Origin of the sequence: Bradyrhizobium murdochi (genome assembly GCF_000472965.1) — a bacterium.
GTDB lineage: Bacteria > Pseudomonadota > Alphaproteobacteria > Rhizobiales > Xanthobacteraceae > Bradyrhizobium > Bradyrhizobium murdochi.
On record NZ_AXAU01000004.1, the window covers coordinates 280,097 to 295,733 of the forward strand.

Annotated in this window: 17 protein-coding genes; 16 read left to right on the plus strand and 1 reads right to left on the minus strand. The window is 63.3% G+C overall.

The window, feature by feature from the left end:
• The first annotated feature begins 80 nt into the window (after window positions 1–80).
• From trpS to trmB, 16 genes are all read left to right on the plus strand, one after another.
• Complete coding sequence (gene trpS / locus YUO_RS0113995; protein ID WP_028347828.1) at window positions 81–1,133, plus strand: tryptophan--tRNA ligase; 1,053 nt, start codon at window positions 81–83, stop codon at window positions 1,131–1,133.
• Between the two features lie 191 nt (window positions 1,134–1,324).
• Entirely contained in the window at window positions 1,325–1,819 is a 495-nt protein-coding gene (locus YUO_RS0114000) for a universal stress protein (RefSeq protein WP_028347829.1), read from the plus strand.
• Window positions 1,820–1,934: 115 nt separating this feature from the next.
• The gene (locus tag YUO_RS0114005; protein ID WP_028347830.1) at window positions 1,935–2,504 is read left to right on the plus strand and encodes a NifU family protein; all 570 of its coding nucleotides are present in this window, start codon (window positions 1,935–1,937) and stop codon (window positions 2,502–2,504) included.
• An 87-nt stretch (window positions 2,505–2,591) separates the two neighbouring features.
• On the plus strand, window positions 2,592–3,290 hold the full coding sequence (tsaB, locus tag YUO_RS0114010; RefSeq protein ID WP_028347831.1) for a tRNA (adenosine(37)-N6)-threonylcarbamoyltransferase complex dimerization subunit type 1 TsaB: 699 nt from the start codon (window positions 2,592–2,594) through the stop codon (window positions 3,288–3,290).
• Window positions 3,287–3,772 (plus strand): ribosomal protein S18-alanine N-acetyltransferase, encoded by a 486-nt coding sequence (gene rimI / locus YUO_RS0114015; protein WP_028347832.1) that lies wholly within the window; start codon window positions 3,287–3,289, stop codon window positions 3,770–3,772. Before tsaB ends, rimI begins: the two co-directional genes overlap by 4 nt.
• Before the next feature lie 51 nt (window positions 3,773–3,823).
• On the plus strand, window positions 3,824–4,273 hold the full coding sequence (locus YUO_RS0114020) for a Fur family transcriptional regulator (protein ID WP_028347833.1): 450 nt from the start codon (window positions 3,824–3,826) through the stop codon (window positions 4,271–4,273).
• Between the two features lie 12 nt (window positions 4,274–4,285).
• Window positions 4,286–4,984 carry an HAD family hydrolase gene (locus YUO_RS0114025; RefSeq protein ID WP_028347834.1) on the plus strand — a complete coding sequence of 233 codons (699 nt, stop codon included), beginning with the start codon at window positions 4,286–4,288 and terminating at the stop codon, window positions 4,982–4,984.
• A 140-nt stretch (window positions 4,985–5,124) separates the two neighbouring features.
• On the plus strand, window positions 5,125–5,523 hold the full coding sequence (locus YUO_RS0114030) for a hypothetical protein (protein ID WP_028347835.1): 399 nt from the start codon (window positions 5,125–5,127) through the stop codon (window positions 5,521–5,523).
• A 263-nt stretch (window positions 5,524–5,786) separates the two neighbouring features.
• A complete protein-coding gene (gene miaB, locus YUO_RS0114035; RefSeq protein WP_028347836.1) occupies window positions 5,787–7,223 on the plus strand; it encodes a tRNA (N6-isopentenyl adenosine(37)-C2)-methylthiotransferase MiaB in 1,437 nt (478 codons plus the stop codon).
• A gap of 4 nt (window positions 7,224–7,227) precedes the next feature.
• A complete protein-coding gene (locus YUO_RS0114040) occupies window positions 7,228–8,283 on the plus strand; it encodes a PhoH family protein (RefSeq protein WP_035726726.1) in 1,056 nt (351 codons plus the stop codon).
• 62 nt (window positions 8,284–8,345) lie between these two features.
• Window positions 8,346–8,870 carry an rRNA maturation RNase YbeY gene (gene ybeY, locus YUO_RS0114045; RefSeq protein ID WP_035726746.1) on the plus strand — a complete coding sequence of 175 codons (525 nt, stop codon included), beginning with the start codon at window positions 8,346–8,348 and terminating at the stop codon, window positions 8,868–8,870.
• Window position 8,871: 1 nt separating this feature from the next.
• Window positions 8,872–9,990: a hemolysin family protein gene (locus YUO_RS0114050; RefSeq protein WP_035726727.1), complete on the plus strand. Its 1,119-nt coding sequence runs from the start codon at window positions 8,872–8,874 to the stop codon at window positions 9,988–9,990.
• On the plus strand, window positions 9,987–11,597 hold the full coding sequence (gene lnt / locus YUO_RS0114055; protein ID WP_028347840.1) for an apolipoprotein N-acyltransferase: 1,611 nt from the start codon (window positions 9,987–9,989) through the stop codon (window positions 11,595–11,597). Before YUO_RS0114050 ends, lnt begins: the two co-directional genes overlap by 4 nt.
• 247 nt (window positions 11,598–11,844) lie before the next feature.
• Window positions 11,845–12,261, plus strand: a complete 417-nt coding sequence (locus YUO_RS0114060; protein WP_028347841.1) for a helix-turn-helix domain-containing protein — start codon at window positions 11,845–11,847, stop codon at window positions 12,259–12,261.
• 123 nt (window positions 12,262–12,384) lie between these two features.
• Window positions 12,385–13,509, plus strand: coding sequence for a M20 family metallopeptidase (locus tag YUO_RS0114065; protein ID WP_028347842.1), 1,125 nt, complete (start codon window positions 12,385–12,387; stop codon window positions 13,507–13,509).
• Window positions 13,509–14,252, plus strand: coding sequence for a tRNA (guanosine(46)-N7)-methyltransferase TrmB (gene trmB, locus YUO_RS0114070; RefSeq protein WP_028347843.1), 744 nt, complete (start codon window positions 13,509–13,511; stop codon window positions 14,250–14,252). The genes YUO_RS0114065 and trmB overlap by 1 nt, the downstream gene beginning before the upstream one ends.
• Before the next feature lie 466 nt (window positions 14,253–14,718).
• Here the strand turns inward: trmB and YUO_RS0114080 are convergent, their stop codons facing one another.
• Window positions 14,719–15,627 (minus strand): DUF2189 domain-containing protein, encoded by a 909-nt coding sequence (locus YUO_RS0114080; protein ID WP_028347845.1) that lies wholly within the window; start codon window positions 15,625–15,627, stop codon window positions 14,719–14,721.
• Between the last annotated feature and the right edge of the window lie 10 nt (window positions 15,628–15,637).

Here is a 15,637-nt window from a genome sequence, read left to right on the forward strand (position 1 = left end):
CGGCTTGCGCTGATAGCCCCTGCGTGGCAAACGACGGCGCGAAACAGGCATCCGAGACAGGATCCTTGGGGAAGCTGACAATGGCTTTTGTTGAACGGGTTTTTTCGGGCGTCCAGCCGACCGGTAATCTGCATCTCGGCAATTACCTCGGCGCGATCGTCAACTTCGTGAAGATGCAGGAAACTCATAACTGCATCTATTGCGTCGTCGACATGCACGCGATCACGATGGGCATGGACGTCTGGGGCGGCCCGGCGGAACTGGCCCGCAACACCCGCGAGGTCACCGCGGCCTTCATCGCGGCCGGCATCGATCCGAACAAGCATATCGTGTTCAACCAGAGCCAGGTCGCCGGCCACGCCGAGCTGACCTGGATCTTCAACTGCGTGGCGCGGATCGGCTGGCTCAGCCGCATGACGCAGTTCAAGGAGAAGGCCGGCAAGGACCGCGAGAACGCCTCCGTCGGACTCTACGACTATCCGGTGCTGATGGCGGCCGACATTCTGCTGTACCGCGCCACCCATGTGCCTGTTGGCGAGGACCAGAAGCAGCATCTGGAGCTCTCGCGGGACATCGCGCAGAAGTTCAACAATGATTTCGGCGATTCAATTCGCGGCCAGGGCTTCAACGACGGCCTGTTCTTCCCGCAGCCCGAGCCCTTTATCACCGGCCCGGCAACGCGGGTGATGTCGCTTCGCGACGGCACCAAGAAGATGTCGAAATCGGACGCCTCGGACAATTCGCGCATCAACCTGACCGACGACGCCGACCTGATCGCGCAGAAGATCCGGAAAGCCAAGACCGATCCGGAACCGTTGCCGTCGGAGGAAAAGGGGCTGGAGAACCGGCCCGAGGCCGACAATCTCGTCGGCATCTATGCGGCGCTGGCCGAGCGCAGCAAATCCGATGTGCTGCGCGAATTCGGCGGCGGGCAGTTCTCCAGCTTCAAGAATGCGCTGGTGGAACTTTGCGTGGCAAAGCTCTCCCCGATCGCCTCCGAGATGAAGCGGCTGGTCGCCGATCCCGGCCATGTCGACAAGATCCTGGTCGACGGCGCCGATCGCGCACGCGTCCTTGCCGATGAAACCATGCGGGCGACGCGGGACATCGTCGGTTTCATCCGAAAGAGCTAGAGATTCTTGTTTTACGCGTTTTCTGCGCAGATAAGTCTACGCAATCTGCGTAAACTTGATTGCTATGCGAACCGATACCCACTTCGCTCGAAAACGCTATGGCTCCCACTGCGTTGCAACAGCGTCGCCGCTTGTCGAAAGCGGCTGCGCCGTGGCAGCATGCGGCGGTTTGGCGCAGCACCGGGACATGCATGACCACCCAGCGACGAAGCTACGAGACGGGTCACAAACCAAAATGCCTTGTCATCGTTGACGACACCGCGGAATGGGACCGCGCAGTTTATTACGCTAGCCGCTGGGCGGTGCGCGTCAGCGGCGGCGTGGTGATGCTGCGAATCATCGCGATCGAAGACCAGAACCAGCAATGGCTTGGTGTCGCCGACCTGATGCGCGCCGAGGCCGAGGACGCCGCCAACGAGGCGCTCGACCGTGCCTCCGGCCGCGCCAACGGCATCGCCGCGATCACGCCCGAACGGGTGATTCGCGAGGGCGATCCCACCACCCAGATTCTCGACGTGATCGACCAGGACGTCGATATTTCGATGCTGGTGCTGGCGGCCAATCCGGGTCCCGAGGGGCCGGGGCCGCTGATCAGTATGATGGCCCAGGCCGCCGGCTCGTTCCCGATTCCGGTCGTCATCGTCCCCGGCGATCTCAGCGATGCCGAGATTGACGGGCTGTCTTAGGGCTTGATCTGGTTAGAGAATTTCTGATTTCCCCCTTGACCGTGCGCGCGCCGTCGCCATCTGCTATGGGACACCCCACGCGCCGGCCTTGAACCGGCGACGCCGGAGAAAACCAATGTTCATTCAGACCGAAGCCACGCCCAATCCCGCCACCCTGAAATTCATACCTGGCCGCACCGTGCTCGACACCGGCACGATGGAATTTTCTAGCCGCGAAGCCGCCGCCCGCTCGCCGCTCGCCGAGCGACTGTTCGGTGTACCCGGCGTCTCCGGCGTGTTCTACGGTTACGATTTCGTCACCGTGACCAAGGCGGACGGCGACTGGCAGCACCTCAAGCCCGCGATCCTCGGCGCCATCATGGAACATTACATGTCCGGCGCGCCGCTGCTGGCGGACGGCACGGCCGGCAATGACGAGGCGACGGACGCGGACGGCGAGTTCTTTAGCGAGGCCGACGCCGACACGGTGGCGACCATCAAGGACCTGATCGAGACGCGGGTACGGCCTGCGGTCGCCAATGACGGCGGCGACATCACGTTCCGCGGCTTCAAGGATGGCGTTGTCTATCTCAACATGAAGGGCTCCTGCGCCGGCTGTCCGTCCTCGACGGCGACGTTGCAGCACGGCATCCAGAATCTGTTGCGGCATTTCGTTCCCGACGTGGTCGAAGTCCGGCCAGTGTAAGGGGACGCGAATGGCGAGTAGCGAGTGGCGAATAGAGACGGATATCGATAATCTATTCGCCACACACCATTCGCTATTCGCCCCCTCATGCTGATCCTTTCCATCGATACCGCGCTCGATGCCTGCGCCGCGGCCGTGCTCGACACCAGCGCGGGCGGTTTGATTGCCCGGGAATCGCAGGCGATGAAGCGCGGTCATGCCGAGGCGCTGATGCCGCTGATTGCGCGCGTCATGAAGGCGTCCGGCGTTGCCTTTGCCGCGCTCGACCGCGTCGCCGCGACGACCGGTCCGGGCAGCTTTACCGGATTGCGTGTCGGCCTATCCGCCGCCCGCGGCATTGCACTCGCCGCCGGCAAGCCCGTGGTGGGCGTGACGACACTGACCGTGTTTGCCGCCCCCATCGTCAGCGAGAGCAGCGAACATCCCGTCATCGCCGCGATCGATGCGCGGCATGATCACGTCTATTTCCAGGTGCTCGGCGGCGACGGCAGTTCGCTGGTCAAGCCGAAGGTGGCGCCGATCGCCGAAGCGCTCGATGCGGCGCGCTTCGGCGCGCCGCATCTGGTCGGCAATGCGGCGAAGATTATGGCCGAGCGCTGGCCGGCCGATGCGCCGCCGCCGTTCAAAATCAATCAGCAAGCCGCGCCCGACATCGCCTGGGTGGCGTGGCTGGGCGCCGCGGTCAGTCCCGAGAGCTCTCCGGCACGTCCCTATTATCTGCGCGCCCCCGACGCCAAGCCGCCGAAAAGTCCGTCATCCGACGCATCGCAGCCGCCGGCATCATGATGACATGGTTCACCGAATGGTGGGCCGGCGGCACTTCGGTGATCGAACCGGCCATTCCACGCGATGCGCGACGTCTGGCGCAACTGCACCGCGCATCGTTTCACCGCGGCTGGGGCGAGGGCGAATTCGAGGTGATGCTGACCGAGCGCAACACGCTCGTTCACCGCCTAAGGCTCGGGCGCAAGATCATCGGCTTTGCGGTGTCGCGCATGGCGGCCGACGAGGCGGAGCTATTGTCGATCGCCATCGACGCGACTGAGCGTGGCCGCGGCCTGTCACGCAACCTGTTGCTGACGCACCTCGGCCATCTCGCCGGCCACGGCGTGCGCAAGGTGTTCCTCGAGGTTGAAGAAAATAATCAGCCGGCGCGGCGGCTGTATGAATGGGCCGGCTTCGAGGTCGTCGGCCGCCGGGAACGCTACTATCAGCAGCCCGGCGGGGAGCAGTTGAATGCACTTCTGATGCGGCGTGACTTGTCGTAGTATGCATAGGGTGGCACAACAGCCCGACCTGCTCTTCAAGGCCCCAAAGTCATGCCCGTACTGAAATCCCCGTCTGCGCAAAAGAATACCGGCATCGAGGCTCGCTGCGCCGCCACCGGCATGCGCATGACCGAGCAGCGCCGGGTGATCGCGCGTGTGCTTGCGGAATCGGCCGACCATCCGGACGTCGAGGAGCTTTACCGGCGCTGTGTCGCGGTCGACGACAAGATCTCGATCTCGACGGTATATCGCACCGTCAAGCTGTTCGAGGATGCCGGCATCATCGAGCGGCACGATTTCCGCGAGGGCCGCGCGCGCTACGAGCAGATGCCCGACAGCCACCACGATCATCTGATCAATCTGCGCGACGGCAAGGTGATCGAGTTCACCTCCGAGGAGATCGAGAAATTGCAGGCCGAGATCGCCCGCAAGCTCGGCTACAAACTGGTCGATCACCGGCTGGAGCTTTATTGCGTGCCGCTCGACGACGACAAATCCTGATCGCGTGCCAACTTGAATCCGAATCTCGATCTGGTCATCTTCGACTGCGACGGCGTGCTGGTCGACAGCGAAGTCATTTCGTGCCGCGCGCATGCGGAAATTCTCAGCCGCCACGGCTATCCGATCACGTCGGAACAGGTGTTTCACCGCTTCCTCGGCCGCTCGGCGCGCCAGGCCAACCTCGAAGTCGAGGCCGAACTCGGCCGCGCCCTGCCCGACGATTTTCATCTGCAATTGCGGAATGAGCTGTACCGGACGTTCGAAGCCGATCTGGAAGCGATACCGCACATTCACAGCGCGCTCGATGCCATCACCCAGCCGGTCTGCGTGGCATCGAGCGGCTCGCATCAACGCATGCGAATTAGCCTCGGCCGCACCAGGCTCTATGATCGGTTTGCGCCGAATATTTTTTCGGCCTCGCAGGTCTCTAACGGCAAACCCGCACCCGACCTGTTTCTGTTCGCGGCCGGACAGATGAACGTTGTTCCGGAACGCTGCGTCGTGATCGAGGACAGCGTTCCCGGCGTCACCGGCGGCCGCGCCGCTGGCATGACCGTGCTCGGTTTTCACGGCGGCAGCCATTGCCAGCCAGGCTATGCCGAGATGCTGCGCTCGGCCGGGGCCATCGCGACGTTCGACGACATGCGGCAATTGCCCGGGCTTATTGAGAAGATCGGGTTTGAGGTAACACCGAACCAGGCCGTGTATTGAGAATCGGTCAATGTCCGCTTTGCTTCATAAAGCAGGATCTTCACCGGCACCTCCGGTATGTAAGGAACCACTGAATATCTGCGGACGTTTTCCTGTATCCCTCATTTCGAGCGAGAGACAACCTCAAGCAGGAGGTTCAGATGTCTACACGCATAGTGACCGCAGCAGCATTCGCCCTTATCCTCGCGCCGCCAGCGTTTGCTGATTGTAACCAGGAACTGAAGGCGCTCGAACCGAATATCGTTGCCGCGGGAACGGGCGCGAGCCCGAGCGAATCGGGAATGCCGGGGACCAAGCACCAAGAGGAGGTTCTGGCCGGTAAGCAAAAGAGCGCCGAGCCTGAAACCACCGGATCAACGGCAGCGGCCGTGCAGCCCACTTCACCGCATCAGGAGCAAGTCACCGGCAAGAGCAGCACCCAGAGCGCCGAACATGCCAACCAACTGATGGCCGAAGCCCGCAAGATGTCTGAGGCTGGCGACGAACCAGGGTGCATGAAGAAAGCGGCAGAACTCAAGGACGTCCTGGGAGTCAAGTGAGCGTCAGTTTGCCGGGTGCGCAAAACTGGCAATGACCTTGGATCATCGCCCTCGATTCGTTGGCTTTCGTGGTGGCGCGCAAGCCGGACGAGCGAGCTGCTTTGCTTCGACGGTAGATCTGGCTGGCCAGACCAGCGCCGCTGGTTGGTTTGCGGGGCCCTCCGCCCCGAAAATGCCGCCTACCACGCTGGATTTCTGGCCCTTTAGCCTATACTTAAGCCCCGCGCCCGGATTGGCGCCATTACCCCAACACCTAAGGTTCCATGAAGCCGCCGCGCAAGCTGCATATCAAGTCCTATGGCTGCCAGATGAATGTCTACGATGCGCAACGCATGGTGGATACGCTGGCGGGCGAGGGCTTTGTCGAGACTGAAAGCGCTGACGATGCGGATCTGGTGATCCTCAACACCTGCCACATCAGGGAAAAGGCGTCCGAAAAGGTCTACTCCGAACTCGGGCGGCTGCGCGTCGCCAAGGACGAGGCGGCACGCAGCGGGCGCGAGATGCGCATTGCGGTTGCCGGCTGCGTCGCGCAAGCCGAGGGCGAGGAGATCATCCGCCGCGCGCCGACGGTTGACGTCGTGGTCGGCCCGCAAAGCTATCACCATTTGCCGCAGCTACTGGCGCGCGCGAAGAGCGAAGGTCGCGCGCTGGAAACCGAATTTCCGGTCGAGGACAAATTCGGCTTTCTCCCCGCCCCCAAGCCGGATGCGATCCGCGCACGTGGCATCTCCGCTTTCGTCACCGTGCAGGAAGGTTGCGACAAGTTCTGCACCTTCTGCGTGGTGCCCTATACGCGCGGCGCGGAAGTCTCGCGCCCGGTCGCAAAGATCGTCGACGACGTGAAGCGGCTGGCCGACAATGGCGTGCGCGAGATCACCCTGATCGGGCAGAACGTCAATGCCTATCACGGCGAGGGCCCCGATGGCCGGACCTGGCCGCTCGGCAGACTGCTGCATCGCCTGGCGGAAATCGAGGGCATCGTGCGGCTGCGCTATTCGACCAGCCACCCCCGCGACGTCGACGATTCGCTCATCGCAGCGCATCGCGATCTCGCAGGCCTGATGCCGTTCGTCCATCTTCCGGTGCAGTCCGGCTCCGACCGGATTCTCGCCGCCATGAACCGCAGGCATACCGCCGATGACTACCGCCGCGTCATCGACCGTTTTCGCTCGGCGCGCCAAGATATTGCATTTTCATCGGATTTTATCGTCGGTTTTCCGGGCGAAACCGAGGGAGAATTTGCCGCGACCCTCGCGCTTGTCACGCAAATCGGGTACGCTGCGGCGTATTCGTTCAAATATTCGCCGCGGCCCGGCACGCCGGCGGCGGACATGCGGGAGACAGTGTCAGCGGCTGAAATGGACGAGCGATTGGTGCGGCTCCAGGAATTGATCGACAGTCAGCAATCGGCCTTCAACAGGGCCATGATTGGCAACACCGTCGATGTGCTGTTCGAACGCGCGGCCCGCAATCCCGGCCAGATCGTCGGCCGCACCGCCTATCTTCAGCCCGCGCATGTGTTTGCCTCGCCCGACATCATCGGACAGGTGCTGCCGGTCAGGATCGGGAGCCTGGAGCGTTACAGCCTGCTCGGCGAACTCGCTGATACCTCTGCGCGCGCCATCCCATCACCTGTTTCACACATGACCGATTCTTCTCAATTGACCAATTCTTCGCAAAAAATCATGGGAGCCTGAACCCTTGCCAAAAAGCGCATCGGATTCGTCTTCGCTCGCTCCCAGCCGCAAATTTGATCGCGACATGCAAATTCCGCCCGAGACCCAGGTCGTCATCGATTTCGACGACAACCGCGCCGCTTCCGCCCTCGTCGGCCCTTACGGCCAGAACCTGGCGCTGGTCGAACGGCGGCTCGGCGTCGTGGTCGATTCCCGCGGCAACCACATCACCATCGCCGGCTCGCGTGACGGCTGCGACGCCGCACGGCGCGTGCTGGAGACGCTCTATTCACAGGCCGTGCAAGGCCACGACCTCTCGCAGGGCGAAGTCGAAGGCGCGATCCGCGCCGTACTCGCGCAGGGCTCGCTGTTCGAGTTCGACGCCAAGACCGCGAAGCCCTCGTTCGAGACCATCAATCTGCGCAAGCGTCCGGTGCGCGCCCGCACCGCGGCGCAGGATTCCTACATCCGCGCGCTGAAACGCCACGAGCTGGTGTTCGGCATCGGCCCGGCCGGCACCGGCAAGACCTGGCTTGCAGTGGCGCATGCCGCGCAATTGTTCGAACGCAAGGAAGTCGATCGCATCATCCTGTCGCGGCCTGCGGTCGAGGCCGGCGAGCGGCTCGGCTTCCTGCCGGGCGACTTGCGCGAAAAAGTCGATCCTTATTTGAGGCCGATCTACGACGCGCTGTACGACCTGATGGACGCGCGAGTGGTGGAACGTGCATTGCAGGGCGGAGAAATCGAGATCGCGCCGCTGGCCTTCATGCGCGGCCGCACCCTGACCAATGCCGTGATCATCCTCGACGAAGCGCAGAACACCACATCGATGCAGATGAAGATGTTCTTGACCCGGCTCGGCGAGAACAGCCGCATGATCGTCACCGGCGATCCATCGCAGGTCGACCTGCCGAACGGACAGGCTTCGGGGCTTGCCGAGGCCTGCAAGCTGCTCGACAACGTCGAAGGCATTGCGCAGGTGAAATTCACCGCGGAAGACGTCATCCGCCATGAACTGGTGGCGCGGATCGTCGCCGCCTATGAGGGATTGCCGCAGAAACCGGCAACCGGAAAATCTTGACCGCAAACTCTTCGCGCCCGGACCTGCCGCCGGCAGGCCGGGGCCGCAACCCCAACATTGCAATGCAAACCGCTGGAACGCTCGTGTCCTCCGTCCTTCCCCTCACCGAAGTGCTCGTCGTCGCCGATTGCTGGCAGACCGAGCCGGAGGCCGAGGCGGTGATCCATCGCGCCATCAATGCGGCGGCCGAAATCGCCGATGCCGACGTCGGCGATACGGAACTGGCGGTCATGCTGACCGACGACGCCGGAATCCGCACGCTGAACAGCAACTGGCGCGGCATCGACAAGCCCACCAACGTGCTGTCGTTTCCGGCGCTGCAGCCGGCCGCGGGCGCGCCCACCAACGCGCCTCGTATGCTCGGCGATATCGCCATCGCCTATGAGACCACCCGGAAAGAGGCGGATGACGAAGAAAAGCCGTTCGATCATCACCTCAGCCATCTTGCGGTTCACGGGTTCCTGCATTTGATCGGGTACGACCACGAGAAGGACGACGACGCCGAGGCCATGGAGGATCTCGAACGGGAGATACTCGCGCAGCTCGGCATTCCCGATCCGTATGCGGACGGGGAGCGGATGGACTGAAATGCCGGACTCCGACCCAATACAGGACAACCCGCGCAACACGCGCAACCTGCCGGTGGTGGTGCAGGAAGGCGAGGTTCTGCGTCCAACCGCCGAGAGCTGGCTGATACGGGCGATCCGCACGCTGTTCGGCTGGAGAGGGGGATCGGTGCGCGCCGATCTTCAGGTGGTGCTCGATACTTCCACCCCTGATGATGCCGGCTTCTCCGCCATCGAGCGCACCATGCTGCGCAACATCCTCGATCTCAACGAGCGGCGCATCGCCGACGTGATGGTGCATCGCGCCGACATCGTCGCCGTCAAGCGAGATATTCCGCTCGGCGAATTAATGAGCCTGTTCGAGAGTGCGGCGCATTCGCGGCTCGTGGTCTACAACGAAACCCTCGACGACCCCGAAGGTATCGTTCACATCCGTGACCTGCTGGCGTTCATGACGGCGAAGGCGCGCGTCGGCGACACCACCAAGCCCAAGCGCAAGAAGCCGTTCCCGGCGGGGCTCGACCTGCGCGCGGTCGACCTCGCAATGCCGCTGGCCGAGGCCAACATCATCCGCAAGCTCCTGTACGTGCCGCCGTCGATGCGGGCGATCGATCTGCTGGCGCAGATGCAGGCCTCGCGTATCCACCTGGCGCTGGTGGTGGACGAATATGGCGGCACCGACGGGCTGGTCTCGATCGAGGACATCGTCGAGCAGATCGTCGGCGAAATCGACGACGAGCACGACAGCGACGAGCCGCCATCGATCGTCCGCCAGGGAGACAACGCCTTCATCGCGGATGCCCGCGCCAGCCTCGAGGATGCACGCAAGATGATCGGCGAGGAATTCGTCACCGGCGAGGGGAGCGAGGAAGTCGCCACCCTCGGCGGCTATCTGGTGTCCCAGGTCGGCCGGCTGCCCGTGCGCGGCGAGGTCATTGCCGGTCCGGGCAATTTCGAGATCGAGGTGCTCGATGCCGATCCGCGGCGGGTCAAGCGGCTGCGGATCGGGATTCGGAAAGAACGCCCCGCGCCGCGCGCGACGCGCGAGCGAAGCCGCCGCGAGACCACGCCCGAAACCAGCACGGCGCCGACCAATGACAATACGCCGCCGGCTTCCGGCGATGGAGCCGGCTCGCAGTGATCTCAACCAACAAATTCCGCGCCGCGGGACTTTCGATCATCCTGGCCTGGGGCTGGAAGCGCGCGGCGATCGCGCTCGTCGCCGGCGCAATGTCGGCTCTTTCGATGGCGCCGTTCAACGCCTGGCCGGTGCTGTTTGTGACATTTCCGGTCGCGGTCTGGCTGATCGACGGCGCGGCGGCGGGAAAATGGCGCGGGCTGCCGGCGGCGGCGATGGCGGGCTTCTGGTTCGGGCTCGGCTATTTCGTGCCCGGGCTCTACTGGATCGGCAACGCCTTCCTGGTCGACGCGCCGACCTTTGCCTGGCTGATGCCGTTCGCGGTGCTCGGCCTGCCGGCCTATCTCGCCTTGTTTCCGGCGCTCGGCTTCGCACTGGCGCGGCTGATCTGGACGCGGGATGCGTCGCGGGTTCTGGCGCTCGCGATCGGGCTCACGGTCAGCGAATGGCTGCGCGGCTATCTGCTATCGGGATTTCCCTGGAATGCCTTCGGCTACGCGCTGTCGGAGCCCTTGGCGCTGGCGCAGGCGGCGTCGCTGATCGGGCTGTGGGGCATGACCTTCCTCAGCGTTGCGATCTTTGCCAGCCCAGCGGCGCTGATCGACGGTTCATCGCGCGGCCGCAGGCCCTGGATCGCGCCGGTGGCGGCACTCCTGCTGCTCGCGGCGATGGGAATTTACGGCGCCGTGCGGCTGTCGCTGCAGCCGACGGTCCTGACCAAGGTCAAGCTACGTATCATGCAGCCGAACCTGCAGCAGGACGTCAAATTCAACTACGGCGCCAAGGCGGAGGTGATGCAGAAATACCTTACTCTGTCCGACCGCGCTTCAGGCCCGCAGTCCACCGGCGTGCGCGACGTGCAAATTCTGATTTGGCCGGAATCGGCTTTCCCGTTTTTCCTGACGCGCGAAGCCGACGCGATGGCTCAGATCGCCGAGCTCCTGCCCAAGGGCACGGTGCTGATGACCGGATCGGTGCGCGCTCCGGACACCCCGCCCGGCGTGCGTGTCTCCCGCGCCTACAATTCGATCTATGTGATCGACCATGACGGCGGCGTGCTGTCGGTCTACGACAAGCTGCATCTGGTGCCGTTCGGCGAGTATCTGCCGTTTCAGGAATGGATGGAGAAGCTCGGCTTCGTGCAGCTTACAAAAGTCCACGGCGGCTTCATTCCGGGCACGCGGCGCCGCGCGATGGAGATACCGAATGCGCCGCGCGCGCTACCGTTGATTTGTTATGAGGCGATTTTTCCCGGAAATGTTGCAGCGCGTGACGACCGCCCCGGCTGGATCGTTAACCTGACCAATGACGGCTGGTTTGGAAATTCAACGGGTCCCTACCAGCACCTGCAGCAGGCGCGGCTGCGTGCGATCGAGGAAGGTCTGCCGATGGTGCGCGCCGCCAACACCGGCATCTCGGCGGTGATCGATCCCTCGGGGCGAGTTGTGGCACAGCTCGACCTCGGCATCGAAGGCGTGCTGGATGCCAGCCTGCCGTTCGCGCTGTCGCCGACGGTTTATGCTCGCCTTGGAGATATCCCGGCGGCCGTGATTGTGGCCGCAGCCTTGTTGGTCGTCGTCAGACGCCGCGTTGCGAAGCACGCTGCCTGAGATTTTCACACGACCGAGTTGTCACTGGTTTACTAAAAACGCTGCGTGCGCGGTTCCACCAGTTGACAGAGAGCCTGTGATTCGCTTTCTGCGCTTGCAAGCCAAAAACGACAACCAGTCACTTCCGTTGCTCAGATCGTCCGCAATTCTACCCGATCCTCCGAGCAGGATATGACGGTACCGGCGCGCCTGAGGCATAGCATTTCCACTGCCTCATTCCCGGCGCGCAATCCTAGGAGTGATGCAGATGTCCACCAAAGCGCCCAATCCGGTCGACAAATATGTCGGCAGCCGCGTCCGGATGCGCCGCATCATGCTGGGCATGAGTCAGGAAAAGCTCGGCGAAGCGCTCGGCCTCACATTCCAGCAGGTTCAGAAATACGAAAAAGGCACCAACCGGGTCGGCGCCAGCCGTCTGCAGCAAATCTCGGAGATTTTACAGGTGCCGGTGTCGTTTCTGTTCGATGGCGGGCCGAGCGGCATAGCGAATCCGGACGGATTTGGCGACGGTGCCTCTCCGGCCTACGTGTCCGATTTCCTCGCGACGTCGGAGGGTCTGGCGCTGACACGCGCGTTCACCCGCATCACCGATTCCAAAATGCGCCGCTCCATCGTCGAACTGGTCGAGCAGATCGCGTCGCGCGACGGCCCGGACCCGCGCTGATTTTTGTCCCGCACCGATTTGAGAATTTCGTATTCCGGAATATGCCGTCATTTCGCGCCCGCATTAGCGCGGCTCCACGATGTGCAATTGCGCATCGGGACATGACACCGTATCGGATACGACATGATGATAAACAATCCCTTCGATTCCGCGCCGATCCTCGAGGGCATTCGCCGCTGGGTCGAGATCGAGAGCCCAACCGAAGCGCCTGAGCAGGTCAACAAGCTCGCCGACCTCGTCGCTGAAGGCTATCGCGGCCTGCCCGCGACGGTAGAGCGGATCGCCGGCCACTCCGGCTGCGGCGATCACTTGGTGGCGCGCTCGTTATGGGGACAGGACGAACCGGGCATCCTGGTGCTGAGCCATCTCGATACGGTGCATCCACTTGGCTTCATCGAGCGGCTGCCATTCCGGATCGAAGGTGACAGCGCATTCGGCCCGGGCATCTACGACATGAAGGGCGGCGCCTATCTCGCCTATCATGCGTTTCGGCAAGTCTGCGCCGACAGTGCGCGGCCGCCGCTCGGCATCACGCAGCTCTATGTCTCCGATGAAGAGATCGGCAGCCCGACCTCGCGCGCGCTGATCGAGGCCGAGGGCCGCAAGGCGAAATATGTGCTGGTCACCGAACCGGCACGCGACGGCGGCAAGATCGTCACCGGACGCAAGGGCGTCGGTCGCTTCGATGTCTTTATCAAGGGCGTGCCCTCGCATGCCGGCACCCGGCCGGAAGATGGCCGCAGCGCCATCCGCGAACTCGGCAATGTCATTCAAACGCTGGAGGCGATGAACGACCTTGCACGCGGTATCACCGTCAATGTCGGAGTTGTCCGCGGCGGCACCAAGCCGAACGTAGTCGCGGAAGAGGCCTTTGCCGAGGTCGATTTGCGCGTGCCGACGATGGCCGATGCCGACGAGCTCGTTGCGAAAATCCTCAATCTGAAATCGCGCAGCGAAGGCGTCACCGTCAAGGTGATCGGCGAGCTGAACCGCCCACCTTACGAAAAGAGCAATGCCGGCGCCGCGCTTTACGAGCATGCCAGGACGATCGCGGCGGAGATCGGCTTCGATCTGGTCGACACCTCGACCGGCGGCGGCTCCGACGGCAATTTCACCGCGCCGCATACCGCAACCCTCGACGGCCTTGGCGTCGACGGCCGGGGCGCGCATACCCATTACGAGCAGATGTACGTCTCCTCGATCGAGCCGAGGGCGCGGCTGCTGTTCCGGCTGTACCAGACGCTGTGATGATATCCGCCCCGAACGATACGGAAGATCGCGGCAGCCCGCCCGATGACGGCACGGCCACGCATGCGCGCGGCTCGTTCTTCGGCCGCCGCAAGGGACACAAGCTCCGCATCCACCAGGCCGACCTGATCGACAAACTGCTGCCGCAACTCGCGCTCGACATTGCGACACCTGCGCCGGAGCGGCTTGCCGATCTGTTCGATGGCCGAGCTACGGATGTCAGGCTCGAGATCGGATTCGGCGGCGGCGAACATCTGATCGCGGAAGCGCAGGCCTATCCGAACATCGGGTTCATCGGCTGCGAGCCGTATGTGAACGGCATGGCCAAGATCCTGACGCAGATCGAGGCGCACAACATCGACAATATCAGGCTCTATGCCGGCGACGCCGCGGAATTGCTGGCCTGGCTGCCGCCGCGGTCGCTGACGCGGATCGACCTGATCCATCCCGATCCCTGGCCGAAGCGGCGGCACTGGAAGCGGCGCTTCGTGCAGGACGCAACGGTGAAGGCGATGGCGCGCATTCTCAAGGACGGCGGTGAATTCCGTTTCGTCAGCGACATCGACGATTACTGCGCCTGGACGCTGGCGCATCTGATGCGCTCGCCGGATTTTGTCTGGACCGCCGAGCGCGCCGCCGACTGGCAAAAGCCCTGGGACGGCTACACCATGACGCGCTACGGCCGCAAAGCCGAACGCGAGGGAAGAGTGGCGGCGTATCTGCGGTTTCGGCGGGTCGGCTAGCGGGCGCGTACCCATGGATCCGCGTTACTTGGTGCGGAGCGCCGGCCTGCCAAACTACAGCGCTTGGCCGGAACCTTTTTGAGCCTGGATGCTTGAGTCCACCCCTTGCGGGGCGACGAATTGAGAGGCGGTAATGGTCCTGATGGGACTTGGCGCGCTCCTTGTTATCGGCGGACTCCTGTATATGGCGCGCACCACTATTTGGCGGGGACCGCTTAGCGGCCGGGATTCGGCCGGACCGGTTCGCCAGACGTTGGAGCCGCCACAGCGCAGCGTGCGATTCTTGGGATTTGGCGCGAATTGGCCGGGCATCCTCCTTATGGCCCTCGGCGGAGTTCTGTTGGTGTCGGGGGCCAATTTCTAGAGCTTGACGAAGCAAGCTTGAATCAATGCGCCCGTCACCCCGGGATGAACGCGATTGCGTTCACCCTGGGGTGGCCGCGCACAGCGCGGCCCTCGACCACATCTAGCGCTCGCGGCTCCACGGGAACAGATTGGCCGGGAAATCCGCTGCGTAACGGTGTCCTTTCCGCAGGTGGGGCTCTTCGTGCGGAGGGTTGGGATCCGGCTCCACCGCCTTCCGGTACAGATGCCAGGTGGCATGACCGAGCACCGGCAGAGCGACGGCGAGACCGACGAAGACCGGCAACGAGCCGAGCACCAGCAGCGCCGCAACAATCAGTCCCCATCCGGCCATTTCAACCGGATTCTTCATCACGACGCGCAGCGAGGTCCGGATCGCGTCAATCGCAGTCGCATGGCGGTCGAGCATCAACGGGAACGACACAACGCTAACGCACAGCGCCACGACCGCGAACACAAAGCCGACACCGCAACCAATGATAATGAGCGACCATCCGTCCGCCGTCGTCAGCACGCGCGTTGCGAAGTCAGGGATGCTCGCGGCCGGGGCGTGGCCGAAGATATCAACGTAGATTGCGTTCGCTGCGCCGATCCAGGCCCCGAACAGAACGAGCAGGAGCACGCCGAGCTCGACCATGGCACCGAAAGCCGGAGCGCGCAGCACGGAAAGCGCATCCCATGCGCCGACCTCCTCGCCGCGCTCGCGGCGGCGGCTGAGCTCGTAAAGACCGATCGCGGCAAAAGGTCCGATCAAGGCAAACCCGGCTGCCAGCGGAAACAGTAGCGGCAATACCGAATAGCCAAGGACCAGCCTGAACAGAAAAATACCGAGAACGGGATAAATCACGCACAGGACAACCGCGTGACTTGGCATTGCACTGAAATCTTCCCAGCCCAGGCGCAGCGCCTCGCCCAGGTCGGATAGTTTGATTTTGCGAACGGGATATGTGGCGGCGTCGCCGAATACGTGCCGTGCAAACTTTGAGATGTTATCGGAATACACAGTGGCCATGGACGCACCC

Coding starts and splice junctions, on each gene's coding strand:
- trpS (WP_028347828.1), top strand. CDS start 81: ATGGCTTTTGTTGAACGGGTTTTTTCGGGCGTCCAGCCGACCGGTAAT.
- YUO_RS0114000 (WP_028347829.1), top strand. CDS start 1,325: ATGACCACCCAGCGACGAAGCTACGAGACGGGTCACAAACCAAAATGC.
- YUO_RS0114005 (WP_028347830.1), top strand. CDS start 1,935: ATGTTCATTCAGACCGAAGCCACGCCCAATCCCGCCACCCTGAAATTC.
- tsaB (WP_028347831.1), top strand. CDS start 2,592: ATGCTGATCCTTTCCATCGATACCGCGCTCGATGCCTGCGCCGCGGCC.
- rimI (WP_028347832.1), top strand. CDS start 3,287: ATGATGACATGGTTCACCGAATGGTGGGCCGGCGGCACTTCGGTGATC.
- YUO_RS0114020 (WP_028347833.1), top strand. CDS start 3,824: ATGCCCGTACTGAAATCCCCGTCTGCGCAAAAGAATACCGGCATCGAG.
- YUO_RS0114030 (WP_028347835.1), top strand. CDS start 5,125: ATGTCTACACGCATAGTGACCGCAGCAGCATTCGCCCTTATCCTCGCG.
- miaB (WP_028347836.1), top strand. CDS start 5,787: ATGAAGCCGCCGCGCAAGCTGCATATCAAGTCCTATGGCTGCCAGATG.
- ybeY (WP_035726746.1), top strand. CDS start 8,346: ATGCAAACCGCTGGAACGCTCGTGTCCTCCGTCCTTCCCCTCACCGAA.
- YUO_RS0114050 (WP_035726727.1), top strand. CDS start 8,872: ATGCCGGACTCCGACCCAATACAGGACAACCCGCGCAACACGCGCAAC.
- YUO_RS0114060 (WP_028347841.1), top strand. CDS start 11,845: ATGTCCACCAAAGCGCCCAATCCGGTCGACAAATATGTCGGCAGCCGC.
- YUO_RS0114065 (WP_028347842.1), top strand. CDS start 12,385: ATGATGATAAACAATCCCTTCGATTCCGCGCCGATCCTCGAGGGCATT.
- trmB (WP_028347843.1), top strand. CDS start 13,509: ATGATATCCGCCCCGAACGATACGGAAGATCGCGGCAGCCCGCCCGAT.
- YUO_RS0114080 (WP_028347845.1), bottom strand. CDS start 15,627: ATGGCCACTGTGTATTCCGATAACATCTCAAAGTTTGCACGGCACGTA.